Source organism: Psychromicrobium ferritrahens (assembly GCF_043789415.1).
Taxonomy (GTDB): Bacteria; Actinomycetota; Actinomycetes; order Actinomycetales; family Micrococcaceae; genus Renibacterium.
Map to the genome: position 1 here is coordinate 174,784 of NZ_JBDLLW010000003.1, position 24,472 is coordinate 199,255.

Below are 24,472 nucleotides of genomic sequence, written 5' to 3' on the forward strand. Positions count from 1 at the left end.
GCTGGGTCTCAGCTAAGCGCCACTGCTGGCACGCCGCTGTGACCTGGCGCACAGAGCAAGGGAAGCCTAAGTTGAGTAAGCTGTGAGCGAAGCCTAGATTTAGGCTTAGGCGAGCAGGACCATGCACAAATTGCTCTGCAATACCGGGAGGTTTATTCAGTGCCGACGAAACCAGCTGGCACCCTTTACCGCGGCCATGAGGGCATGTGGTCTTGGGTGGGACATCGTGTTACCGGTGTGGTGATCTTTTTCTTCTTATTGGTGCACGTCTTGGACACCTCTTTGGTGAGAGTCTCACCCGAGGCGTACGACGCGGTGATTGGCACCTATAAGAACCCCTTGATGGGCCTGGGTGAAGCCGCCCTGGTAGCGGCCATTGTCTTCCACGCCTTCAACGGTCTGCGGATCATCCTGGTCGACTTCTGGAAGAAGGGCCCCAAGTATCAGCGCCAGCTGCTCTGGGGTGTGCTCGGCCTCTGGGTCGTGACCATGGTCCCCTTCCTGATCCGCCAATTGAGCATCGTCTTGCCGCCACTCTGGGGAGGTCACTAAAATGACTGCCATCGAATTGCCCCGCAGCGGCAAATCTCAGGTCAATTACAAGCGGAATAAGGGCTCAGGCTCAAAATTCGAGATGTTCGCCTGGCTTTTCATGCGGCTCTCCGGCGTCGTCCTGGTGGTGCTGATCTTCGGCCACCTCTTCGTGAACCTGATGGTTGGCGAAGGCGTGCACGCCATTGACTTCTCCTTCGTCTCCGGTAAGTGGGCCAGCCCGTTCTGGCAGATCTGGGATTTGCTGATGCTCTGGCTCGCCATGCTGCACGGCACCAACGGCGTGCGCACCATCATCAACGACTACGCGGAAAAAGCCGGCACCCGGATCACCCTGAAGACCGTGCTCTACATTGCCACCGTGGTGATCATCACGCTCGGCACCCTGGTGATCTTCACCTTCGATCCGTGCGTCGTCGGAGCAGACGGCGTCCCGCTGCAGGGCAGCTTCTGCCCGGCGCCCTAGCCATCACCCCGATGACTTCGTCCCCGACTCAGGTCGAAACAGATTCAGTTCGATGCCTCTCAAGGAGCATTTTGCATGCAGGTTCATAAGTACGATGTGGTGATTGTCGGGGCAGGCGGTGCTGGTATGCGCGCCGCCATCGAAGCCGGGCAGCGAGCCCGAACCGCAGTGCTGACCAAGCTCTACCCGACTCGTTCGCACACCGGTGCCGCTCAGGGCGGCATGTGCGCCGCACTGGCGAACGTCGAAGAGGACAACTGGGAATGGCATACCTTCGACACCGTCAAGGGCGGTGACTACCTGGTCGATCAGGACGCCGCCGAGGTGATGGCGAAAGAAGCCATCGACGCCGTGCTGGACCTGGAAAAGATGGGCCTGCCCTTCAACCGCACCCCGGAGGGCCGAATCGATCAGCGCCGCTTCGGCGGTCACACCCGCGATCACGGCAAGGCTCCGGTACGTCGCGCCTGCTACGCAGCCGACCGCACCGGGCACATGATCTTGCAGACCCTGTACCAAAACTGCGTCAAGCATCAGGTCGAGTTCTACAACGAGTACTACGTGCTCGATCTGCTCACCGTCGAAGAGGACGGTCAGAAGCGGGTAGCGGGCGTGGTCAGCTACGACCTGGCTTCCGGCGAACTGCACGTCTTCCAGGCCAAGTCTGTGGTCTTCGCCTCGGGTGGCGCCGGTAAAGTCTTCAAGACGACGTCGAACGCACACACCCTGACCGGCGACGGCATGGCGATCGCCTTCCGCCGCGGCATCCCGTTGGAGGATATGGAGTTCTTCCAGTTCCACCCGACCGGTCTGGCCGGTCTGGGCATCCTGCTCTCCGAAGCGGCCCGCGGCGAAGGCGCTATTCTGCGCAACTCCGACGGCGAACGCTTCATGGAACGCTATGCCCCCACCATCAAGGACCTCGCCCCGCGCGATATCGTCGCCCGGTCGATGGCCAACGAAGTGCGCGAAGGCCGTGGCTGCGGCCCGAACAAGGACTACGTGCTACTCGACCTGACTCACCTCGAGCCGGCGCACATCGATGCCAAGCTGCCCGATATCACCGAGTTCGCTCGCACCTATCTCGGCGTCGAACCGTACACTGAGCCGGTGCCGGTGTTCCCCACCGCGCACTACGCGATGGGCGGCATTCCGACCAATATCAAAGCCGAGGTGCTGCAGGACAACGACACCGTGATCCCGGGGCTCTATGCCGCCGGTGAGGTGGCGTGCGTTTCGGTGCACGGCTCGAACCGACTCGGCACCAACTCGCTGCTCGACATCAACGTCTTCGGCAAGCGGGCCGGTATCGCGGCGGCGGAGTACGCCAAGACGGCGGAGTTCGTGGAGCTTCCGGAGAACCCTGAGGCCTACACGATTTCGCTGCTCGACCATGTGCGCAATTCTGAGGGCACCGAGAAAGTCGCAGCGATCCGCAAGGATCTGCAGGACACCATGGACGCCAATATGCAGGTGTTCCGCTCCGCCGAAACCCTGGATAAGGCACTGGCTGACATCGCCTCCCTGGAAGAGCGTTACCAGCGGATCACCGTGCAGGACAAGGGCAAGCGTTTCAACCTGGATCTGCTGGAGGCCGTGGAACTCGGCTTCCTGCTGGAGCTGGCGAAAGTGATGACCGTTGCCGCCCTGCACCGCCAGGAGTCCCGCGGCGGCCACTTCCGCGAAGATTTCCCCGATCGAGACGACGAGAACTTCATGAAGCACTCGATGGCGTATCTCGACAACAAGGCCGAATCCGAGCACATCGCCGGGATTCGCCTCGATACCAAACCCGTCGTATTCACCCGCTACGAGCCCATGGTGAGGAAGTACTGATGACAACCACAGTGGAAACAGCGGAGACTGCCCCCGAGCCGGCCTCCAAGGTCACCCTGCCGGCCAGTGTCGGTGGCGGTGGCGAGATCCCCACCTTCGACATCACGCTGCGCGTCCGCCGCTACAACCCCGAGGCGGGCGGCCCTGATGCCAATGGCGGCGGAGACAGCGAGGCGCACTGGGATGAGTGGAAGCTCACCATGTACGGCACCGACCGCGTGCTGGACGCACTGCACAAGGTGAAGTGGGAGCACGACGGCTCGCTCTCTTTCCGCCGCTCCTGCGCACACGGCGTCTGCGGCTCCGATGCGATGCGGATCAACGGCCGTAACCGGCTGGCCTGCAAGACCCTGCTGAAGGACCTCGACACCAAGAAGCCGATCACGGTCGAGCCTATCAAGGGCCTGCCGGTGGAAAAAGACCTCATCGTGGACATGGAGCCCTTCTTCCAGTCCTACCGCGAGATTATGCCGTTCCTGATCAACAAGGGCCACGAACCGACCAAGGAACGCCTGCAGTCGGCCGAGGAGCGGGAACGCTTCGACGATACCACCAAGTGCATCCTGTGCGCCGCGTGCACCTCGAGCTGCCCGGTGTTCTGGACCGACGGCCAGTACTTCGGCCCGGCCGCCATTGTGAACGCGCACCGCTTCATCTTCGACTCGCGCGACGACGCCGGAGACATGCGGCTGGAGATCCTGAACGACAAAGAAGGCGTCTGGCGCTGCCGCACCACCTTCAACTGCTCCGAGGCCTGCCCCCGAGGCATCCAGGTGACCAAGGCGATCTCCGAGGTCAAACAGGCCATTCTGACCCGTCAGATCTGATCCAAGCCCTCCCCACTACCCCGCTTTCTCACCTGTTGTCCCACTGAATGTTGCAGGTGTGGCGGAAGTGCACTTTTTCAAGCCACTTCCGTCCCGTCCGTAACACTCGGTGGGATAGCTGGTTTAAGAGCGAGGGGTTTTGGCGGAGTTTTGCTCCGCGTCGGCTTGGCCGATAGCACCCCAGGCCGCCGAGAGCAGGTAGACCTGGGAGAGCAGATAAAACCAGACAAAGAGCCCCAAGATCACCGAGAACGGTGCCAGGAAAGACACCCGGCCGGCCACATTGGCCAGCAGCAGGCTTGAAGCGCTGCGCAGAATGGTGGAGCCGATAGCGGTGATCAAAGCGGCTTGCCAGAGCGAGGCACGCGGCATTTCGACGTCGGCAACCACTCTGAACAGGGCCAAGGCGACTGCCAGGTCTAGCACCAGGGTGAACAGCGCAGAAGCGCCATTGACCAGCGGCCCAGCCCAGGCAGCCTGAAGGGATAACAACGAGCTGACCCAGCTGAGCGCCGTCGCGGCGCCGAAGCTGACCACCGAAGTGAGTACCAGGACGACTCCGAGGACCAGCAGGGTGAGGATGTCCTTCAATTTCACCAGCACCGGATTGGCCAGCGGCGGCCCGGCGCCGAAAACACCCCGGATGCCCTCCCTCAGGCCACCGATCCACCCCAGGGAAGTGAACAACAGCGCCACCAGGGAGATCACCAGCGCCCAGCTGAAGCCACCGCCCGAGGAGAAGATGTCTTCGGGTCGGACCAAGCCCCCTGATCCGGTGTTGATCAGGCCCGGAGTGGAACGATCGATCGCCTGAACCACGATGTTCTGCAGTTCCCGATTTCCATTAGCCACCAGCCCGAAGATCGAGAAACCCGCGACCAGCATGGAGGCGACCGAGAAGAACATCGTGTACCCCGAGCCTGCGGCCATCAGGGGCCCGTGTCTCATCGAATATAGCTGAAAGGCGCGCACTGGCCGGAACAGATTGCTCTTTGCAATGAGCAGCTCCAGTCTGGCCAAGAGCACGGGAAAGAATCCGGCCTTCTCGCGTTTGGCCTTACCCACTTTGGTTTGAGCCACCACGAGTCGCCGCCGCAACTCGGCCCGATCCTGAGGAGCCGGAGGCAGCGGCCCAGTTTGCGCGGTCCCCTGCTGCCTGAGCTTGCTCCTCTTCAGCCCGGTGCTCTTAACTCTGGCCACCGAAGGGGAGCTCCTCCTGTAACTGCCAGACGCCGTCGGCGTCGTGCTCGTAAAGCCCCATGCTGCACACCTCGAAGGAGGCTGTGAAGTCACTCAATCGTTGCTCCGCCTCATCCAGGCCAAGTTCTGAGATATCGTGAGCCACCGTGACATGAGGGTGGAAGGGGAAAGGCAGCTCTCGGCTGAGCACTCCCCGTTGCAGGTTCTGGTGCAGTTCAACGCATTCCTGGAAACCCTCGACGACCTTGACGTAGACCACGGGTGAGACCGGGCGGAACCCGCCGGTGCCCTGCAGCACGACTCTGAACTGCCGCTGCCGAGCAGCGATATTCCGCACGTGCTCCCGCACTGCCGACCAGTCCTCAGTCGGCGTGCTGGTTACCAGGGTGATATGCGCCGGAACCACCTCGGCCAAAGGATCCCCGAAGGAGGCCCGCCAGCGCTTCAGTTCCGCAGCGTAGGGTTCCGGGAGAGCCACGACGACGCCGACAGAGCGGACTTCTCCGCTTTGCACCCCGTTTTCGCTTGCCCCTGTCACCGTCATGGATTACCGCGCCTTGACCCCGGAGGTGTCTGCCGCCAGGAAGCCGACACGTCGGTAAACCTGTTCGACGGTCACGGCGGCAATCTCGCGAGCTTTCTGCGCACCCACCGCGAGTAACCGGTCGAGTTCAGCGGGGTCTGCCAGCAGCTCTTCCGCGCGGGCTCGGATCGGGCTGAGCCGATCGACAACCAGCTCGGCCAAATCGACTTTGAGGTGGCCATACATCTTGCCCTGGTACTGCTCTTCCAGCTCAGCAATCGGCTGCCCGGTGATCACCGAGTAAATCGTCAGCAAGTTGGAGACTCCGGGCTTGGCCTCGCGGTCGAAGCGAATCTCGGTCCCGTCGTCGGTGACCGCTGATTTGATGCGTTTGGCGATCACCTTGGAATCATCCAGCAGATTGATCAGGCCGGCCGGAGACTGCGCGGATTTGCTCATCTTCGCACTGGGGTTCTGCAGGTCATAGATCTTCGCGGTATCTTTTTGAATCGCCGGTTTCGGCACCACGAAGGTTTCGGAGAATCGTGAGTTAAAACGCTGCGCCAGATCCCGGCTGAGCTCGACGTGCTGCCGTTGGTCCTCTCCCACCGGGACAAATTCAGGGTTATAGAGCAAGATGTCCGCGGCTTGCAGGATCGGGTAGGTGAACAGCCCCACGCTGGCGTGGTCGGAGCCTTCCTTCTGGCTCTTGTCCTTGAACTGAGTCATCCGGGAAGCCTCGCCGAAACCGGTCAGGCAGTTGAAGACCCACGCCAGCTGAGTGTGCTCGGGCACATGGGATTGCACGAACAACGTGGATTTCTCGACGTCGACGCCGCCAGCGATGTACTGCGCTGCGGTCACTCGGGTGCGACGCGCCAGGATCTCCGGATCCTGCGGCACGGTGATCGCGTGCAGATCGGGGATGAAGAAAAATGCATCGTATTCTTCCTGCATGCGAACCCAGTTGAGCAAAGCGCCCAAGTAGTTCCCCAAGTGCAGGGAGTCAGCGGAGGGCTGCATACCGGACAGAATGCGGGCGCGACTATTCTCAGTCATACTTACCGTTCAGCGAATGTTGTAATCGACGACGAGGGGGGCGTGATCGGACCATCGGAGGTCGTAACTCGCGGCCCGGTCCACCACAGCTGAAGTCGCCGCAGCGGCCAGATCCGGAGTCGCCATCTGATAGTCGATGCGCCAGCCGGTGTCGTTATCGAAGGCCTGCCCGCGCTGAGACCACCAGGTATAGGGCCCGTCGACCGGGCCCGAGAGTTCACGGTGCACGTCCCGCCAACCGATTTCCTCACCGAAGAAACGATCAAAATAGGCGCGTTCCTCGGGCAGGAAGCCAGCGTTCTTGACGTTGCCGCGCCAGTTCTTGATATCCAAGGTGGTGTGGCCGACGTTGAGATCTCCCACCACCAGGGCATAGTCGGAGTGTGCGCTCAGCTGCGGCAGCCTGGTGATCATCACATCCAGGAACCGGTATTTATCGACCTGCTTGGGAGTGTCCGCTTCTCCGGAGTGCACATAAGCACTCACCACGGTGAGCTGTTTCCCATCGGGGAGCCGGTAGTCGGCTTCGACCCAGCGTCCAGCGGTGGCAAAGTAATCATCTCCGATGCCGACCCGGGTGGCTATCGGTTCAAGTGAGTCCTTCCGGCTGGCGATGGCGACGCCGGCCCTGCCCTTCGCTTCCGCAGCGGCGAGCAGCAGATGCCAGTCCTCTGCCAGGAAGCCTTCCACAATATCGTCTGGCGCCCTGACTTCTTGCAGACAGAGAATGTCGACCTCGCGGGGAGCCAGCCACTCTGCCATCCCTTTACGGTAAGAGGCGCGGATCCCGTTCACATTGACGGAGGCCACGCGCAGCGTGTTCTTCGCTTTCTCGATGATTGGAGTACTCACTCGAACAACTCTACCCGTCGATGACCACGCCGGTCACCGACTCAGAGCCGGGATCGTCTTTCTTATTCACCCCGAGAATATCGCGCCCGTTATGGGCGGTGATCTGGATGGTTTCCAGAGCCCGGGCAATCGCCTCGGGGTCTTTGCCCTGAGCGAGTTGATCTGCGATCACCTTTGCCTGGACCTGCACGATCTTGAAACTATGATCCAGTTTCATATCGCGGATGCCATCACTCGGTGCGCCGTCCACCAGATGGGTGCTGGCTTCCTCGGATCGGCTCTTCTGCAAGGTTGACTGCGCCCGGCGAAGCTGATCAGCGCCAAAACGAGCGGCTCGGTAAACCCCGATGTAGACCAGGGTGGCTAGGATCAGCCAAGCGAGAGCGACCACGACGATGAACCAGCCGAGCACTGTGTTGTTATTGGCCGCCATCACCAGAGCGACCAAGAACACCACCGCGAGGACAATCGGTCCGATGGCCGCCCAGCGGCCCGGACGACGTTTCGTACCGGCTGAATCGTTAGCTGTGCTTTGCGGGAACATGTTTCCATTGTCGCAGGGCTTAGCGTTCGCTCAGGCTGCTTCCGCGCGGGGCGAACGAGGTTCACGTCACCGTTTCGGACGACGTCGCAAGCTCAGTTAGCGGTGCGGCGTCGCCAGAGGACCAAGCCCAGGGCTCCCAGCAGGGCGATGATCACGCTGAGCAGCAGTGGAGCTATCACCTCCGCGCTTGTGAGGGCAGCAACCAGCACCTGCCCGAAGAGTTCCAGGGTCTGCGGCACATCTCCCCGCAGCACCCGGGTGCCCAGGGCAGCGCTCAGCGCGGTAACGAGTCCAGGGAGGAACCAGAGCAGCATGAGGTTCAGCACCCAGATCACAATTCGGCTGGCGGGTTTGAAACCGCACCACGCCAGGGTGAGCCCGATCAGCACGGCGGGAGCCCAACGGCCCAATTCCACCACCCCTGAAGGAAGAATGCCCACTGGCAGCAGATCATCGAACCAAGAGGTGATCCACGAACTGACCGGAACGGCGACGAGACCGAACCCCAGGCTCGCAACAGCCACCTTGCGGGCCACCATCAGCCAGAGCACTGCGAACCCCGCCAGGATAAAGCCCAGCACGGCGATCAGCAGCCCGTAGAAGTACAGCTGGCTGATTCGATCAGCGCGGAGACCGAGGTCAATCCCGGTGCTCAACACGCTGAAGCTTTGAATGGTCGCGGTCGATTGCACAGCGACTAAGCCGAGAGCAACGCACCAGATCGCCAGACGTCGGCGCACCGGCTTCCAGCCGCGCAACACCAGTGCTGCGATCGCAGCGGGGGTGACGATGATCGAGAGAAGGTCGATCACCAGGTACTGACTCAGGGGAAGCCAGGACACCGGCATCGCATCGGGCGGAGTGTCCAGTTGCCATAGGTTCTGCAGCGGCAGACGGCTGCCGCTCAGCAGCCAAGGGAGCAAACCGAGCAGCCCGGCGGCCACTCCGAGAATCACCGCTTTGAGCGAGGTCAGATCGCGGGAAGAGGGATTGGTCGCTGAGCGACGACCCCGTGCGTTCGCAGCCGGATGAGCTGATACGGCATCAGCTCGGTCCTCGGGTACACTCACTAAAACTCCCGGTAGTAGCCGAATAATCTGGCTACAGTAGCATTTATCGCTGACCCGTGGTCTGAGTCATGCCGGTGCTTCCGCCGGACTCGGCGGAGCATCGGCCTTCCGCTGGCTCCAGCCAATAGCGGAAGCTGCCAGAGTATTCGTAGAGCAAACCGAGCTGTGGTTGAAACAATTTCAAAGACATCGACTGCAGGCCGGTGAGCTCGTCGAAACGCTCGGTCAGTTCAATTCTCGGTGCGATGCAGCGCGGCAGCTCAAAGCGATGGCCCCAGCAGCGAAGGCTGACCGCTGTGCTGTTCACTCTCAGTGCGCCACCCTCCGCGGTCAATTGCAAAGTAGCGGCCAGACGGCGGCTACGCCCTAAATAGTCGATCAACAGGTGGTCAGTCGACGAGCTTCCCGGAGCTGAGTACCGTTCCGCGGTGATCTCATCGAGCATGGTCCGGGCACCTCGTTCGAAATAAAAAGTCCTCCGGGCAAGAATCGAATTTTGACCATGCTGGTTGATCCTAGGCTCGTTCTCTATCTCGAAGCGGACCCGCTGCTGCCAAGCTGGAAAAAGCACCTGATCCTTGCCCAATACGGCCAAGAACGGCCATAGCCAACGCCGCGGGCTGCCCGCCCACTCGAAGTATCCCGCGCCGCGGGCAATCTGCCCCGCAGGAATCTCGCTGAAATATTGCTTCAGCTGAGGATGCAGCTCCGCAAGCACCCCGGGTTTCGATAACTCCCACACCGAACTCATAGCGCGATCCTAAAGCGTTCGGCAGCAGAATTTTGAACGTCAGCACCGCTGCTCGGCCCACCGGGCAAAAAGGATGCGGCTAAGGCATCCACCGCTCAGCGCAGGAAGAGCTTCCGCAACCTGGAGGTGGTCAGTATCAAGCCGAGCAGGATCATCACCAAGTAGTAGAGAATGTGCAATAGGGTGCCCCAGCCGAGTACGCCCGCGCCGAGTTCACGCAGCAGCTCCACGCCGTGCCATAACGGCATCGCTTGAATCAGCCATTGGATCGGCTGCGGGTAGACCGATAGGGGATAGAAAGTCGCCGAAAACAAGAACATCGGTAGCATCACGAAATTGATCCAGTCCATCCCCTGGAAAGTCTTGATGAAACTGGTGATCCCCATTCCGAAACTGGCGAAACCGAAGGCGATGAAGACCGAGGCCGGAATCATCAAGAGCGCCCACCATGAGGTGATCAGTCCCATCAGCCCCATCACGATGGTGAAGCCGGTGGCGTAGACCAGTCCCCGGAGCAGGGCGAGGAAGATCTCACCGAGCGCGACGTCGAGCGGGCCCAGCGAGGTGTAGAGCATGCCCTGATAGAGCTTGGCGAAGTTCATCTTGAAGAAGACGTTCCAGGTGGAATCGTAGACCGCGCCGTTCATCGCCGAGGTAGCCAACAACGCGGGGGCGATGTAGGCAGCGTAACTGATCGCCTGACCGCCCGGGCCTGCCACCGTTCCCACCAGGGCACCCAAGCCAACCCCCATCGACAACAGGTAGAGGACCGGTTCGAAGAAGCCAGAGAGCATCACCAGCCAATTGGTGCTCCGGGTGGCCAATAGCCCTCGGGCGATCACCGATCGGGCATTGCCGGAGTAGAGCGAAGCGAAGGGCCGGGACAACCTGGAGTCCAATGCTGCATCCGCTGTCAGCTGCGTGGTGAGAACCCCTACTCCAGGGCGCTGGGTGTCCGAGGTCTGGCTCATAAATTCATCCTCTTCGCGAAGAAGCGTTGAGCCATGGTCCAGCCCACGGCAGCAATGACAAGCAGATAAAGGATGTGCACAATGGTCAGCCACCCCGGCTCGGCATAGCCGAAGCTCAGCACCCTGCCGAGCTCAGTGGCGTGCCAGAGCGGCGAAATCCAGCCGATCCACTGCAAGAACCAGGGCAGTTGACTCAAGGGAAAGAACGTCCCTGAGAACAGGAAGAGCGGCATCACGATGAAACGCTGCACCACGGCGAACTGCCCGGCGTCGTTCTTCAAGGTAGCAACCCAGGCCATCAGCGGAAGCCCGAAGGTCATTGCCGCCAAGGTCGCGGTCAGCACAGAGAACCAGCCCCACGGGCTAGGCGCGGCCTGGAACAACAGCACGATCAGATAATAAATCGCTGTGGGCAGCAGAATCCGGATGAATACCGCGATGATGTGGCCTTTGGCGATCTGCTCCGGGGTCAGCGGCGAGGCGTGCGGGCCAAAGTAGAGCCGCCGCCATTTGAATCCGTCCATCACCGGGAACATGAATTCCCCGGCGGCCGACATCAGGGCCGTGGAGGCCACCAGGGCCGGGGCGATGAAAACCTGATAGCTCACCCCGCCAAACTGATTCTGCGCACTGGCATTGACCAGGGAAGCCAGGCCCATGCCCATCGCGAAAAGATAGGCCAGCGGCGAGCCGATCGAATAAGCAAGCACCGACCACAGGTAAACCCGCATCTGTCGGAGCACCTGTTCGGCGAAGTACCAGGAACCGAACTTCACGGCTTTCGCCGCAGACTGCTCGGGAGTCAACGGGACCGGCAGCAGCCTGCCCGGCTCGGTTTGAGGCTGCTCAGTCAACGAGGCTCCTTCCGGTCAGCCGGAGGAATACGTCCTCCAGGCTGGAGCGGCGCACCAAGGAGGTCAGCGGGTGCAGACCACGGACGGAAACCTGTTCCAGCGCCGCCTCGCCGTCATCGGTATAGATCAGCACACGGTCGGGCAGCGTCTCGGTGCGCTCACCGATGCCCTCCAGTTCAGTCGCCACACTGGCATTTCGCTCTGACCCGAAACGCAGTTCGAGCACCTCACGCGTCGAATACTCACGGATCAAGGACGCCGGGGAGCCTTCCGCCATAATGCTCCCCTTGTCCACCACGACGAGTCGGTCGCACAGTTGCTCCGCCTCATCCATATAGTGAGTGGTCAGGATCAGCGTGGTCCCGGCTTCTTTCAACCGGAAAAGCCGATCCCAGAGAATATGCCGAGCCTGCGGATCGAGGCCTGTGGTCGGCTCATCGAGCAACAGGATCTTAGGATCGTTGACCAGCGAACGGGCAATGGTGAGCCGCCGCTTCATCCCACCGGACAACGAGTCGACCTTGGCATCGGCTTTATCGGTGAGCTGAGCGAATTCCAGCAATTCATCGGCTTTGGGCTTCAGATAACTGAGCGGCAACCCGAAATAACGGCCATAGATGATCAAATTGTCTCGGACCTTGAGTTCCTCATCCAGGTTGTCCTGCTGAGGAACCACTCCCAGATGGGCTCGTACCTGCGGCCCGTGCCGTTCCGGGTCGAGACCCATAATGCTGAGGTCTCCCGAGGTGCGCTGGGAGACTCCGCCGATCATCCGCATGGTGGTGGACTTGCCAGCCCCATTAGGTCCGAGCAGGCCAAAGGACTCCCCCGGCGCTACCTCAAAAGAGATCCCGTCCACCGCCACGAAGTCACCGTAGACTTTGCGCAGCTCACGGGCCGTGACTACTGCCTGCCCAGGATGAACAGAATCGGGTTGAGTTGAGTCCATTTGAGTCGAGCCCGCTTGAGTTAAGCCGGCTTGAGTTAAACCGGGACGGTTCGCGACGAAGGAGTCCTGGGCATCCGAGGGTGATTCATCTTTGAGCACCAGAACAGACTAGTACATATATTCGATCTTGATAAGGGCTTTAGGCAGAAAAACGCCGCCCCGGCTCCTTGACCCTCCTGATTCGGAAGCTCGGAGCCGGGACGGCGTTGTTCAGCCATCGGCTACCTCGGTTCGGCTAGCGGTTTAGCTCGCCGCCGCTTTGGCCTAACTGCGATTGCCAGCCAGCTCGCCGTCGGGATCAGCCTTCTTAGCTGTTCCACTTTCTTCGTGCAAGGCCACCACTTTGGCGCCTTCGACGTCCACATCGGGCAGGATGCGATCCAGCCAGCGCGGCGTCCACCAGGCGGCTTTACCGAGCAAGTGCATGGCCGCCGGAACGATGGTCATCCGGACCACGAAGGCATCCAGCAGCACGCCGAAGGCCAGTGCGAAACCAAGCGGTCTGATCATGGTCAGATGCGAGAAGATGAAGCCCGCGAACACACTGGCCATAATGATGGCCGCAGCCACCACAACTCGGGCCGCATGGCCGAAGCCGGTGCGCACGGCTTGTTTCGCGGTTTCGCCGTGCACGAAGGCTTCGCGCATTCCTGAGGTGATGAAGACCTGATAATCCATTGCGAGGCCGAAGAGTACCCCGATCAGGATGATCGGCAGGAAGCTCAGCACCGCACCCGGATTGTGCACATCGAAGAAGCTACCCAGCCAGCCCCATTGGTAGACCGCGACCACGCCGCCGAAACTCGCCGCCAGGGAGAGCAGGAAGCCGCCGGTAGCCAATAACGGCACCAGGATGGAGCGGAAAACCAGCAGCAGCAGGATCAGCGACAAGCCGACCACGATGGCCAAGTAGGGCGGTAGCGCTTCGCCGAGCTTATTGGAGACGTCGACGTTGGCCGCGGTCTGACCGGTCAGGCCGATCTGCACCCCGGTGGCATCCTTGATCTTGCCCCCATCAGCGCGAATATCGGAGACCACCTGCACCGTGCTGGCACTGGCAGGGCCTTCCGAGGGAATCACCTGGAACACTGCCGTCCGACGATCATCGCTGATGCTCGCTGGGAGGGCGGCCTTCACATTAGTGATCTGACGCAGCTTATCCGCGACGTCGTACTGCTTCTGCTGAGCCTGTTCCGCGCTCAGCCCTTCGGGCAGCTCACCCACCACCACAATCGGGCCGTTCATACCTTCACCGAAGTTCTTCCCGGTCAGCTCATAGGCTTGGTAGGCACTGGAATCCGCAGGCTCAGATCCGCCGTCGGGAAGAGCTAACCGCAGATTGAGCGCCGGCAGTGCGACCACGCCGAGAGCCAGCACACTGGCGACGAGGGTCAGCACGGGGTGCCTAGTCACCACGCCTCCCCAACCCCTCCCACTCTTCGCAAGCTCAGCGTGGGACCCTCGGGACTGTGGGCCTCCCCAGCCGCTGCCACTCTTCGCAAGCTCAGCGTCTGCAGGAGTTTCTTGTCTGTGCGCGGCCCGATGCTCTGCGGGCTGCTCAGCGCTCTCGGAGTGTTCCGGCATAGTCAAGCCTGAAGCCAGTTGCGCTTTCTTCCAGGCCCGCTTGGAGATGATCCGGGTGCCCACCAGGCTGAGCACAGCAGGGGTCAGAGTCAGAGCCACCAGCACCGCGATGGCCACCGTGGCGGCAGCCGCAATGCCCAGTACTGCCAAGAATGGCAAGCCAGTGACGGCGAGCGCGGCAAGCGCGATGACCACGGTGAGACCCGCGAAGAGCACGGCGTTACCGCTGGTCCCGGTGGCTTTGGCGATCGATTCACGGACCTCCATGCCGGAGAGCAACTGCTGACGATGCCGATTCACGATGAACAAGGAGTAATCGATGCCCACAGCGAGGCCGAGCATCAGGGCCAACATGGGCGAGATCGAGCTCATCTCGATGACGCCGGTCAGCGCGAAGGTGCCACCCACCCCGATGCCGACGCCGACGATCGCCATGATCAGCGGCAAGCCAGCCGCGATCAAGGTGCCGAGCATCACCAGCAGCACAATGGCGGCAATCACCACACCGACGATCTCGGCGGTGCCGAAGATCTGCGAAACATCCTCGGTGATCTGCTTATCGTAAAAGACCTTGATGCCGGAATCGGTCACCTTATTGACGATCTCCTGGACTTGCTGGCGATCTTTGGGGTCAAGGCTGTAGAGCGTGACCTTGAACTGTACCTGGGCTATCGCGACTTTGCCGTCCTGACTGACAAATCGCAGCCCGGCCGAGGAATCAAGTTTTTTCTTAGAGACGTCGAGAGTGGCCTGATTCGCGGAGATCTTAGCTTTCGCGGCGTCCAGCTGCGCCTCACCGGCAGAGAGCTGAGCCTTGGCGGCTTCGTACTGAGCGACCAGCGCCGGAGGGTTCGGCGGCACCGCTTGAGCCAACGTCGCCTTGAGCTGCCCCACCTGGGCCCTGGCAGCTTCCAGTTCATTGCTCTTTGCAGAGAGTTGCGCGTTAGCGGCATCGATCTGCTTCTGCCCATCGGCGAGTTGCACAGCGCCGTCGTCCAGCTGCTTCTGCTGAACGAACGGATCGACTGTCGCCTGCACATAGTCTTTGGCCGCTAGATTCTTGAGTGCATCTGCCGCCGCGGTCTGCTGTTCGGCGGTGAATCCGCCGTCGGACTGGAAGACGATGCTTCCGCTGCCGCCAGCCGCACTAGGAAGATCGTGCTTGAGCTTATCGAGCATCCGCTGGGTTTCGGTGCCCGGAATCTTGAAGTCATTGGTGGTCTGGCCATGGAAGGCGATTGCCGAAGTGCCGACGCCCAGCAGGATCACCAGCCAGACGACCAGCACCGACCAGCGATGTTTGGCCGAGAATTTCCCCAGCCTATAGAGCAAGAGTGCCATGGTGTTTTCCGTCCTTCTTAGCGGGATTCATCGAGCACGAAGCCATCGCGCAAATAGCCGATGACTTCGATGAGTAGGTTTTGCAGGTCTCTGAGGGAGTCTTGGGTCACCGAGGTGCCATGGCGCTCGAACCAGATTTCAATTGCGGATTTGCCGCAAGCCAGAACGGATCCAGCCAAGGCTCGGACATAGAGCGGGTGAGCGTTATCGCCAAGCCTCGGCACCAGCGCCAAGGCGAGCTTCGCTTCGCAGTCATCCCAGACTTCGGCTTGAACTCTGGCCACCGTGTCGTGCGGTTTGGTCAGACTGTAGACCTCAGCGATCAGGGCCAGCTGGGTGGGGTCGGCAAGCGCCCTGAGTGATTGCTGCGCCGCCTCAAGCAGCGATTCGCTAGCCGGACGTCCGATGAACTTCTCGATCACCTGATCGAGGAAGCCCTCTGTAGTGGAGGCAATCGCGGCTTCGGTGGAGGAGAAGTAGTTGAAGAAGGTCCGGCGGGAGATCCCTGCGGTCTCCGCTACGTCTTCCACGGTGAATTTATTGAGACCACGGCTGCGTAAGAGCTGCAGGGCGGCTGCCACGATGGCCTCCCGCGTGGCAGCTTTATTCAGCTCACGACGATTCAGTGGTTCGATCACCTGGGTCACATGTATACACTAAGTGCAACTTTGCACTTAGTGCAAGTAGGGCACCACTGTGAATTTAAGAAGGCCGTGATAGCCGGGGTCGCTATGAACGTGCCATAGCGACCCCAAGTATCACAGCGTGAGAAGAAATATCAGGGGTGCTGGCGCTCCGCGGCGGCCACCACATTGCTCATCAGCAGGGCACGGGTCATCGGCCCGACGCCACCCGGATTGGGTGAGAGCCAGGACGCCACTTCTGCCGCAGCGGGATCGATATCACCGAGCAACCGCGGCTTTCCCGTGGCTTCGTTGATCTCTCGGGAAACCCCGACATCCAGCACCACCACTCCGGGCTTAAGATCGCCGGCCTTGACCAGATGCGGAACACCGACGGCGGAAATCACCACATCGGCTTGCCTCAGGTAGGAGGGCAGATCCTGAGTCCCGGTATGGGTCAGGGTCACCGTGGCGTTGATCGAACGCCTGGTCAGCAGCAGACCGAGCGCACGGCCTACGGTGATCCCGCGCCCCACGACGACGATGTGCTTCCCCGCCAGCTCAATGCCATTGCGCAGCATCAGCTCGATGGCCCCTACCGGGGTGCAGGGCAGCGGAGTGTCGATCGGTCCGTTGACATTGAGCACTAGCCGGCCCAGATTCACCGGGTGCAAGCCATCGGCGTCCTTCGCCGGATCGATCCGCTCCAGGACAGCTTGCTCGTCCAAATGCTTAGGCAGTGGGATCTGCACCAGGATGCCGTGCACCTCAGGGTTGGCGTTGAGTTCGTCAATCACCGCATTGAGTTCTTCTTGGCTGGTCTCCGCGGGGAGCTGACGCTCCACCGAGACCAGGCCCAGGGCCGCGGCATCCCGATGCTTCATCCGAACGTAGGCATGACTGGGCGGATCCTCACCGACCAGCACGGTCGCCAGGCCCGGCGTCACACCTCGTGAACGCAGAATTTCAATGCGCTCGACGAGTTCGGCTTTGACCTCGGTTGCAGCCTTTTCGCCATCCAGTAATTTCGCGGTCATCCTCAGCCCTCAATTCCCGGGTAGAGCGGGAAACCTTCGGCCAGCTTATTCACCCGGGCCTTGAGGCTTTCGACGTCGGCCGCGTTCCCGGCTTTGAGCGCGGTAGCGATGATCTCGGCCACCTCGGTGAATTCTGCAGCTCCGAAACCCCTGGTAGCCAGGGCGGGAGTGCCGATCCGTAGGCCGGAAGTGACCATCGGCGGGCGAGGGTCGAAAGGCACTGCATTGCGATTGACCGTGATCCCGACGCTGTGCAGCAGGTCTTCGGCCTGCTGGCCGTCGAGGGCCGAATTCCGCAGGTCCACCAGGACCAGGTGCACATCCGTGCCTCCGGTGAGCACGGAAACCCCGGCTTCGGTGAGATCCGGCTGGTTCAACCGATCGGCCAGGATCCGAGCGCCTTCCAGCACCCGTTCTTGTCGCTCCTTGAACTCGGCCGAGGCAGCCACTTTGAAGGCCACCGCTTTGGCTGCGATCACATGCATCAAGGGGCCACCCTGCTGCCCCGGGAAAACAGCTGAGTTTAGCTTCTTCGACCAGCGCTCGGCGTCCTTCGACAGGATCACCCCGGAACGCGGACCGGCAAGGGTCTTGTGCACCGTGGAGGTCACCACATCCGAGTACGGCACGGGAGAGGGGTGCACGCCGGCAGCCACCAGGCCCGCGAAGTGAGCCATATCGGTCCAGAGCAAGGCTCCAACCTCATCGGCGATGGAGCGGAAGGCGGCGAAATCCAGGTGCCGCGGATAAGCCGACCAACCCGCGATGATCACCTGGGGGCGCTCCAGCTTCGCCTGCTGGCGAAGCTTGTCCATATCGATCCGGAAGGTGTCTTGTTCCACCTGATACGCAGCAACCTGATAGAGCTTGCCGGAGAAGTTGAGCTTCATACCGTGGGTGAGATGCCCGCCGTGAGCGAGGGAGAGTCCGAGGATCTTATCCCCCGGATTGAGCATCGCGGCGAGCGCCGCGGCATTGGCCTGAGCACCGGAGTGCGGCTGGACATTCGCGTACTCCGCACCGAAAAGCGCTTTGACCCGGTCGATCGCCAGATTCTCGGCGACATCCACGTATTCGCAGCCGCCATAATAGCGACGTCCTGGGTAGCCTTCGGCGTATTTATTGGTGAGCACCGAGCCCTGGGCTTCCAGAACTGCTCGGGGCGCGAAGTTCTCGGAGGCGATCATTTCCAAGGTATTGCGCTGACGCCCCAGTTCATCACTGAGGACTTGGGCTATTTCGGGATCGAGTTCGGCCAGAGAAGTGTTCGAGGGATCGTTCGACATGATGACTCCTGAGCTGAGGGCGGTTCTAGTGGTCGTAACTACCGGTGTCGCAGTCGACAGTACCGGTAGATATGACCTCGGTCCCAGGCGTTCGATCCATGGTCGGCGTGTGAGCCTCCATGGCTCGGTCGCTCCCCGGTGGTGAACCACCTTACGCCAGTTGCGACGGCACCAGCTTAGCTCAAAGACCGAGCAGCGTCAGTATCGGAACCAGCAGCGCTGTCTTAAAGACTCCTGCGTGCCAGGGACGCACCAGGGAATTCGATCCGCACCCGGCACGTTGAGGCTGGCATGTACCAAGTTGTCGTGATTGGCGCTGGCCAGGCCGGGCTCTCCGCCGCCTATCACTTGAGCAGACGCGGCTTGATCCCCGGAGTGGACTTCTTGGTAATCGATGCCAATGAAGGGCCCGGCGGTGCCTGGCGGCATCGCTGGCCCTCGCTGACCCTGGGAGCCGCTCATGGCATCCATGACCTCCCTGACTTCCCCTTGGGCACCCCGGATTCCTCCCGCCCGGCCTCAGAAGTCGTCGCCGAGTACTACGGCAGATTCGAAGAGCAGCTGGGTTTGCGGGTGCTACGCCCCGCACGAGTGCTCACGGTGCGCACAGATGCCGTGGCTTCAGATCCAGGCGCTACCGATCCCAGCACTTCAGATCCCGGCACCGAGAATGCCCCGCTGATCATCGAGGTGCAGGGCCCGGATGGTGGGGTCACTTCGCTGAAAACTCGAGTGCTGATCAGCGGCACCGGCACCTGGGACAAACCTTATTGGCCCTACTACCCCGGGGCCGCGGACTTCGAGGGCTGGCAATTGCACACTCACGATTTTCGTTCCGCAGAGGAATTCACCGGGCGGCGAGTGCTCGTGGTCGGGGGTGGTACCTCTGCGGCGCAGTTCCTGCTACAGCTCGCTGAGGCCGGGGCGCAGACCCTGTGGTCCACTCGTCGTCCCCCTGAGTTCCGTTGCCTGGAGAAGAATCCCGACTGGGGGCGCGACGTCGAGCGAGCCGTCAATGAGCGCACCAGAGCCGGTCTGCCGCCGATCAGCGTAGTCGGCGTCACCGGCCTGCCGATGACGCCGATGTATCAGGACGGGATCGCCTCCGGGGTGCTGGTCTCCCGCGGCCCGCTACAGTCTTTCACCAGGCACGCCGCGGTTTTCGCGGATGGCTCGGTTGAAGACATCGACGCGGTGCTCTGGGCCACTGGATTCCGGGCTTCGCTCGACCATCTGGCTCCGCTCAAACTGCGTGAGCCGGGCGGTGGCATCGTGATGGACGGCGTCAGGGTGGTCAAAGAGCCTCGCCTGTTCCTAGTGGGTTATGGAGCTTCCGCCTCAACCTTGGGGGCCACCAGGGCTGGGCGCGCGGCCGCCCTGGCCGCACTCAAGAAGCTCGCCGAGGACCAGCGAGTTCAGGCTCCGGCATTCCCGGTCAGCCACTAGATTGGTGCTATGAGCGCAACCGAAACCGCTAGCTACGCCCTCACGCTGTCCTGCCCCGACCGACCCGGAATCGTTCATGCGGTGAGCGGAGCCCTGGTCGAGGCGGGTGGCAATATCACCGAGTCACAACAGTACGGTAGCCCCGCCGAACAGGGGTCCGGTGGCCGTTTCTTCATGCGGGTAGAGGTGGCGACGACCACCTCCTTCGAGTCGCTGCACGAGAGCCTACAACCGGTCGCCGAAGCTTTTTCGATGGACTGGGGTCTGCATCGGGTGGGCGCTCCGGTGCGCACCTTGCTGATGGCCTCCAAGGAAGCCCACTGCCTCAATGAGCTGCTCTTCCAGCAACGCTCCGGGGCCTTGCCGATCACTATCCCGGCCATTGTCTCCAACCACCCCGATCTGGCCGAGATGGCGGCGTTCTACGGCATCCCGTTCCATCACCTTCCGGTGGATTCGAAGGATCCAGCCTCAAAGCAGCAGGCCGAAGACTGGCTCCGCGAGATCATCGCCGAACAAGACATCGAGCTCGTGGTGCTGGCACGTTATATGCAGATCCTCTCCGACGGGCTGTGCCGTGAGCTCACCGGGCGGGCGATCAATATCCATCACTCTTTCCTGCCGTCCTTCAAGGGCGCCAGGCCCTACGCCCAAGCCCACGCCCGCGGGGTCAAGCTCATCGGGGCGACCGCACACTACGTCACGGCAGATCTCGATGAAGGACCGATCATCGAGCAGGAGGTGATCCGCGTCGATCATGCCCACACTTCGGAACGGCTCGCTCAGATGGGACGTGCGGTGGAAGCCCGTACGCTGAGCCAGGCGGTTCGCTGGCACACCGAGCACCGGGTGCTGCTGGACGGGCACCGAACCATCGTCTTCGACTGATCGATGGCAGCGGCCGCGAGAATCAGCTAAGGAGCGGTACGGTAGTGCCATGAGCCCTGTTTATGAATTTTTTGGGAACACCCCGTCCGTCGGCCCCGAGGTCTTCCTCGCACCGAATGCCACAGTGATCGGTGAGGTTTCCTTGGGTCGCGGCGCGAGTGCTTTCTACGGTGCGGTGATACGCGGCGACAGCGGACAGATCAGCGTCGGCGAAGAAACTAATTTGCAGGACAACGTAGTGCTGCACGCGGATCCAGGCTTCCCCACCAGCGTGGGCGACCGGGTGAGCGTAGGTCACGGGGCGGTGGTCCACGGTTGCACGATCGAGGACGACTGCTTGATCGGAATGGGAGCCACCGTGATGAACGGAACACGGATCGGAGCGGGTTCGCTGATCGCCGGAGGGGCTGTGGTGCTTGAGGGCAGCGTGATTCCGCCACGTTCCCTGGTCGCTGGGGTCCCCGCTAAAGTCCGTCGTGAACTGACCGATCAAGAATTCGCCGGAATTCAACAGAACGCGGCGCACTACAGCGTATTGGCCCAGCACCACCGGGCGCTTCACGGCTGACCTCGGATCCGCTCTCCGCTACACCCTCACTCAACTACGCCCTCGCTCCGCTACACCTAGCACTCGAAGACGCGCCCACCCACTGTTTCTCCGCACCGAATCATCTCTCCCCACTGAACCGACGGTTCAGTGGGGAGAGACGGTTTACCCCGCTGAAACCCGAATTCGGTGGGGAAAAATCCCCTCGCAGCACCCTTTTGAGAACCAATACCTCGGAGTAAAGCTCAAATGAACAAAGCAACTCCAAATAATGGGTTAACTAGTTTTTGATAGACGACTATAAAAACCTCTCATGCGTTCATTTCTTGACGACAATCGCAAAGTGATGCACTCTACCTATATGTCGGCCGAACCGCAGTCCACTCACAAAGCTCCGTACAACCCGGGTTCGCAGTCCGCACTCCGGTTGCGCAATCAGCAGCGCATTGTGGAGACCCTGCTTGGTTCTGGCCCGCTCACCCAGGCCGAACTTTCCCGGCACACCGGCCTTTCGACGGCGACCGTCTCCAATATCGTCAAGATCATGTCCGACGACGGTTTGATCTCCACATCCCCCACCACCAGTTCAGGACGACGCGCTGTCTCGGTCAGCCTCAATTCGGCGGGCGCCGTAGCGGTAGGAATCGACGTCGGCCGCACCCATGTGCGGGTCATCATCGCGAGCTTGGACTACCGGATTCTCGCCGAACGTTCGATACCACTGCGTTTCGGTCACCGCGCCATCGAAGGCGTGGAGTCCGCTGCCAGATTGCTCGATGAGCTGCTCAAGGAAATCAAGCTTCCGCATAACGCGATCGTCGGAGCGGGAGTGGGCATTCCTGGCCCCATCGACAGTCGCACCAATACCGTTTTACAGGGCGCCATCCTGCCGGAATGGGTCGGCATCAACATCCTGGAACTCCTGGAAAGCGCCCTCAAAGTCCCGGTATACGTTGATAACGACGCCAACCTGGGGGCCCTCGCTCAAGTCACCTGGGGGCCGCACAGCTCCACCAGCAACTTGATCTTCGTCAAAATCGGCAGCGGTATCGGGGCAGGCCTGATCCTCAGCGGCAGTTCGCATTACGGGCACATCGGCGTGACAGGAGAGATCGGGCACTCCACCATCTCCGAACAGGGCTTGATCTGCCGCTGCGGCAACCGCGGCTGCCTCGAGACTGTAGCCTCCACAGCGACCATGATCGAGCTGCTCTCCCGCGGCACCAATGAGCCGATCACCACCGAGGATATTGTGCAGCGAGCGATCCACGGCGACACCGCGACTTTGCGAGTGATCGACGACGCCGGCCAGGCGATCGGCCGAGTGATGGGGTCAATCGCGAACCTCCTCAACCCCGAGGTTGTGGTGGTCGGCGGGCCGCTTGCCGAATTGGGTGAGATCCTGCTGGACCCCATCCGCCGCGGCCTGATCCGCCATGCGGTGCCCTTGGTCGGCGAATCCACTCAACTGGCTATGTCCTCAATGGGAAATCGCGCCGAAGCGCTCGGTGGAGCGGCCCTGGTATTCCAGCAACAGGGAATTCATGCATCCCCCTGAGACATGAATGAGATAGCTCAACTAAACCGTTATCTGGTCGTTGCGTTCAAAACTTGACGACAACGGCCTGGGCTAGTTTACTTTATTCAGACGTAGAGGCTGGGACGGCACCGACGCTAGTGTCCCGGGGGGAGATATTTCATGTCAGCCAGTAGTTCGGCGACAGCTCCAGTAATTCTGGAAATGCGCTCAATCACCAAGGAATTCCCTGGGGTCAAAGCACTCTCAGAGGTTTCCCTTACCGTACGTGCGGGTGAGATCCACGCCATCTGTGGGGAAAACGGCGCGGGTAAGTCAACTTTGATGAAGGTTCTCTCGGGGGTGTATCCCTACGGCAGCTACCAAGGCGATATCGTCTATCAATCCGAGGTCTGCCGGTTCAAGGACATCCGCGCCTCAGAGGCCGCCGGCATCGTGATCATCCACCAGGAACTCGCATTGATTCCGGAGCTGTCGATCACCGAAAACATCTTCCTGGGGAACGAGCCCACCAAGTTCGGCGTGATCAACTGGAGCGAGGCGCGCCGCAGGTCCATCGAGTTGCTGGCGCGAGTCGGCCTGAGGGACGATCCCGATACCCCGATCAAGGAAATCGGCGTCGGTAAGCAGCAACTGGTGGAAATCGCCAAAGCGCTGAACAAGTCGGTTAAGCTGCTCATCCTTGACGAGCCCACTGCGGCTCTGAACGAATCAGATTCTCAGCATCTGCTCGATTTGATCCGCGGCCTCAAGGGCAAGGGCATCGCGTCGATCATGATCAGCCACAAGCTCAACGAAATCGAAGCGGTCGCTGACTCGATCACCATCATCCGCGATGGCAAGTCGATCGAGACGCTCGATGTGAAGGCCGACGGCGTTGACGAGGACCGGATCATCCGCGGCATGGTGGGCCGGACCCTGGAATCCCGCTTCCCTGAGCACACTCCGAATATCGGAGAGGTCTTCTTCGAAGTGAAGAACTGGAATGTGGCGCATCCGCAGATCGCTGATCGACTGGTCTGCAAAAACGAATCCTTCAACGTGCGACGCGGGGAGATCGTCGGCTTCGCCGGACTGATGGGCGCCGGCCGAACCGAGTTGGCCCGCTCCGTTTTCGGCCGCTCTTATGGCCGCTTTATCTCCGGCACCATCGTCAAAGACGGTCAAGAGATCACGCTGAACAATGTCTCCCAGGCGATCCGCCACGGCCTTGGCTATGTGACCGAGGATCGGAAGAGCCTCGGTTTGAACCTGCTCGATGACATCAAATCAACCACCGTGTCGGCGGCTTTGAAGAAGATCACCCACGGATTGGTGGTCAATGACGACGAAGAGTACTCGGTTGCCGAAGAGTACCGGAAGCAACTGCGAACCAAGACGCCGAGCGTCGATGAGGGCGTTGCCAAGCTTTCAGGCGGCAATCAGCAAAAAGTGGTCTTGGCCAAGTGGATGTTCACCGACCCAGACCTGCTGATCCTGGACGAACCGACCCGAGGCATCGACGTCGGAGCCAAGTACGAGATCTATGGCATTATCCAGAAGCTCGCTGAGCAGGGTAAAGGCGTCATTGTGATCTCTTCGGAACTGCCTGAACTACTAGGGCTCTCGGATCGGATTTACACCATTTTCGAAGGTTCAATCACCGGGGTGCTGAACAAAGATGAAGCAACTCAGGAAAGCCTGATGAAACGCATGACCGCCGCCAAGAAGTCCGCCTAAGCGAAGCTCC

23 protein-coding genes and 1 riboswitch are annotated in these 24,472 nt (G+C 61.0%); of the genes, 9 read left to right on the forward strand and 14 right to left on the reverse strand.

Annotated elements, in window-relative coordinates; all coding sequences use genetic code 11:
• Positions 1–159 precede the first annotated feature (159 nt).
• The 4 genes from sdhC to ABDK06_RS12865 all read left to right on the forward strand — a co-directional run bounded on the left by sdhC (position 160) and on the right by ABDK06_RS12865 (position 3,681).
• On the forward strand, positions 160–552 hold the full coding sequence (gene sdhC / locus ABDK06_RS12850) for a succinate dehydrogenase, cytochrome b556 subunit (RefSeq protein WP_394941631.1): 393 nt from the start codon (positions 160–162) through the stop codon (positions 550–552).
• Between the two features lies 1 nt (position 553).
• The gene (locus ABDK06_RS12855; protein WP_394941633.1) at positions 554–1,018 is read left to right on the forward strand and encodes a succinate dehydrogenase hydrophobic membrane anchor subunit; all 465 of its coding nucleotides are present in this window, start codon (positions 554–556) and stop codon (positions 1,016–1,018) included.
• Positions 1,019–1,093: 75 nt separating this feature from the next.
• Positions 1,094–2,854 carry a succinate dehydrogenase flavoprotein subunit gene (gene sdhA / locus ABDK06_RS12860; protein WP_394941635.1) on the forward strand — a complete coding sequence of 587 codons (1,761 nt, stop codon included), beginning with the start codon at positions 1,094–1,096 and terminating at the stop codon, positions 2,852–2,854.
• Positions 2,854–3,681, forward strand: coding sequence for a succinate dehydrogenase iron-sulfur subunit (locus tag ABDK06_RS12865; protein WP_394941637.1), 828 nt, complete (start codon positions 2,854–2,856; stop codon positions 3,679–3,681). The genes sdhA and ABDK06_RS12865 overlap by 1 nt, the downstream gene beginning before the upstream one ends.
• A gap of 123 nt (positions 3,682–3,804) precedes the next feature.
• Here the strand turns inward: ABDK06_RS12865 and ABDK06_RS12870 are convergent, their stop codons facing one another.
• From ABDK06_RS12870 to glyA, 14 genes are all read right to left on the reverse strand, one after another.
• Complete coding sequence (locus ABDK06_RS12870) at positions 3,805–4,881, reverse strand: YihY/virulence factor BrkB family protein (protein WP_394941639.1); 1,077 nt, start codon at positions 4,879–4,881, stop codon at positions 3,805–3,807.
• A complete protein-coding gene (locus ABDK06_RS12875; RefSeq protein WP_394941641.1) occupies positions 4,868–5,425 on the reverse strand; it encodes a 2'-5' RNA ligase family protein in 558 nt (185 codons plus the stop codon). Before ABDK06_RS12875 ends, ABDK06_RS12870 begins: the two co-directional genes overlap by 14 nt.
• A gap of 3 nt (positions 5,426–5,428) precedes the next feature.
• On the reverse strand, positions 5,429–6,463 hold the full coding sequence (trpS, locus tag ABDK06_RS12880; RefSeq protein ID WP_394941643.1) for a tryptophan--tRNA ligase: 1,035 nt from the start codon (positions 6,461–6,463) through the stop codon (positions 5,429–5,431).
• 9 nt (positions 6,464–6,472) lie between these two features.
• The gene (locus ABDK06_RS12885; RefSeq protein WP_394941645.1) at positions 6,473–7,315 is read right to left on the reverse strand and encodes an exodeoxyribonuclease III; all 843 of its coding nucleotides are present in this window, start codon (positions 7,313–7,315) and stop codon (positions 6,473–6,475) included.
• Positions 7,316–7,325: 10 nt separating this feature from the next.
• Positions 7,326–7,859 carry a hypothetical protein gene (locus ABDK06_RS12890; RefSeq protein WP_394941647.1) on the reverse strand — a complete coding sequence of 178 codons (534 nt, stop codon included), beginning with the start codon at positions 7,857–7,859 and terminating at the stop codon, positions 7,326–7,328.
• 92 nt (positions 7,860–7,951) lie between these two features.
• The gene (locus tag ABDK06_RS12895; RefSeq protein ID WP_394941649.1) at positions 7,952–8,929 is read right to left on the reverse strand and encodes a hypothetical protein; all 978 of its coding nucleotides are present in this window, start codon (positions 8,927–8,929) and stop codon (positions 7,952–7,954) included.
• 43 nt (positions 8,930–8,972) lie between these two features.
• A complete protein-coding gene (locus tag ABDK06_RS12900; RefSeq protein WP_394941651.1) occupies positions 8,973–9,680 on the reverse strand; it encodes a DUF4166 domain-containing protein in 708 nt (235 codons plus the stop codon).
• A 95-nt stretch (positions 9,681–9,775) separates the two neighbouring features.
• Positions 9,776–10,651: an ABC transporter permease gene (locus ABDK06_RS12905; protein ID WP_394941653.1), complete on the reverse strand. Its 876-nt coding sequence runs from the start codon at positions 10,649–10,651 to the stop codon at positions 9,776–9,778.
• Positions 10,648–11,505, reverse strand: coding sequence for an ABC transporter permease (locus tag ABDK06_RS12910; RefSeq protein ID WP_394941655.1), 858 nt, complete (start codon positions 11,503–11,505; stop codon positions 10,648–10,650). Before ABDK06_RS12910 ends, ABDK06_RS12905 begins: the two co-directional genes overlap by 4 nt.
• A complete protein-coding gene (locus tag ABDK06_RS12915; protein WP_394941946.1) occupies positions 11,498–12,454 on the reverse strand; it encodes an ABC transporter ATP-binding protein in 957 nt (318 codons plus the stop codon). Before ABDK06_RS12915 ends, ABDK06_RS12910 begins: the two co-directional genes overlap by 8 nt.
• A gap of 264 nt (positions 12,455–12,718) precedes the next feature.
• Positions 12,719–15,379 (reverse strand): MMPL family transporter, encoded by a 2,661-nt coding sequence (locus ABDK06_RS12920; protein WP_394941657.1) that lies wholly within the window; start codon positions 15,377–15,379, stop codon positions 12,719–12,721.
• Between the two features lie 17 nt (positions 15,380–15,396).
• Entirely contained in the window at positions 15,397–16,026 is a 630-nt protein-coding gene (locus tag ABDK06_RS12925; RefSeq protein WP_394941659.1) for a TetR/AcrR family transcriptional regulator, read from the reverse strand.
• A gap of 131 nt (positions 16,027–16,157) precedes the next feature.
• Complete coding sequence (locus tag ABDK06_RS12930; RefSeq protein ID WP_394941661.1) at positions 16,158–17,039, reverse strand: bifunctional methylenetetrahydrofolate dehydrogenase/methenyltetrahydrofolate cyclohydrolase; 882 nt, start codon at positions 17,037–17,039, stop codon at positions 16,158–16,160.
• A 2-nt stretch (positions 17,040–17,041) separates the two neighbouring features.
• A complete protein-coding gene (glyA, locus tag ABDK06_RS12935) occupies positions 17,042–18,325 on the reverse strand; it encodes a serine hydroxymethyltransferase (protein WP_394941663.1) in 1,284 nt (427 codons plus the stop codon).
• Positions 18,326–18,399: 74 nt separating this feature from the next.
• Positions 18,400–18,499: riboswitch (ZMP/ZTP riboswitch) on the reverse strand.
• Positions 18,500–18,616: 117 nt separating this feature from the next.
• Between glyA and ABDK06_RS12940 the strand changes: the two genes are divergently transcribed.
• The 5 genes from ABDK06_RS12940 (at position 18,617) to mmsA (ending at position 24,462) form a co-directional block, all read left to right on the forward strand.
• On the forward strand, positions 18,617–19,771 hold the full coding sequence (locus ABDK06_RS12940; RefSeq protein ID WP_394941665.1) for an FAD-dependent oxidoreductase: 1,155 nt from the start codon (positions 18,617–18,619) through the stop codon (positions 19,769–19,771).
• A gap of 9 nt (positions 19,772–19,780) precedes the next feature.
• Positions 19,781–20,659 carry a formyltetrahydrofolate deformylase gene (gene purU, locus ABDK06_RS12945; protein ID WP_394941667.1) on the forward strand — a complete coding sequence of 293 codons (879 nt, stop codon included), beginning with the start codon at positions 19,781–19,783 and terminating at the stop codon, positions 20,657–20,659.
• A 49-nt stretch (positions 20,660–20,708) separates the two neighbouring features.
• A complete protein-coding gene (locus tag ABDK06_RS12950; RefSeq protein ID WP_394941669.1) occupies positions 20,709–21,227 on the forward strand; it encodes a gamma carbonic anhydrase family protein in 519 nt (172 codons plus the stop codon).
• Positions 21,228–21,567: 340 nt separating this feature from the next.
• On the forward strand, positions 21,568–22,764 hold the full coding sequence (locus ABDK06_RS12955; protein WP_394941948.1) for an ROK family transcriptional regulator: 1,197 nt from the start codon (positions 21,568–21,570) through the stop codon (positions 22,762–22,764).
• 141 nt (positions 22,765–22,905) lie between these two features.
• A complete protein-coding gene (gene mmsA / locus ABDK06_RS12960) occupies positions 22,906–24,462 on the forward strand; it encodes a multiple monosaccharide ABC transporter ATP-binding protein (protein WP_394941671.1) in 1,557 nt (518 codons plus the stop codon).
• Positions 24,463–24,472 lie beyond the last annotated feature (10 nt).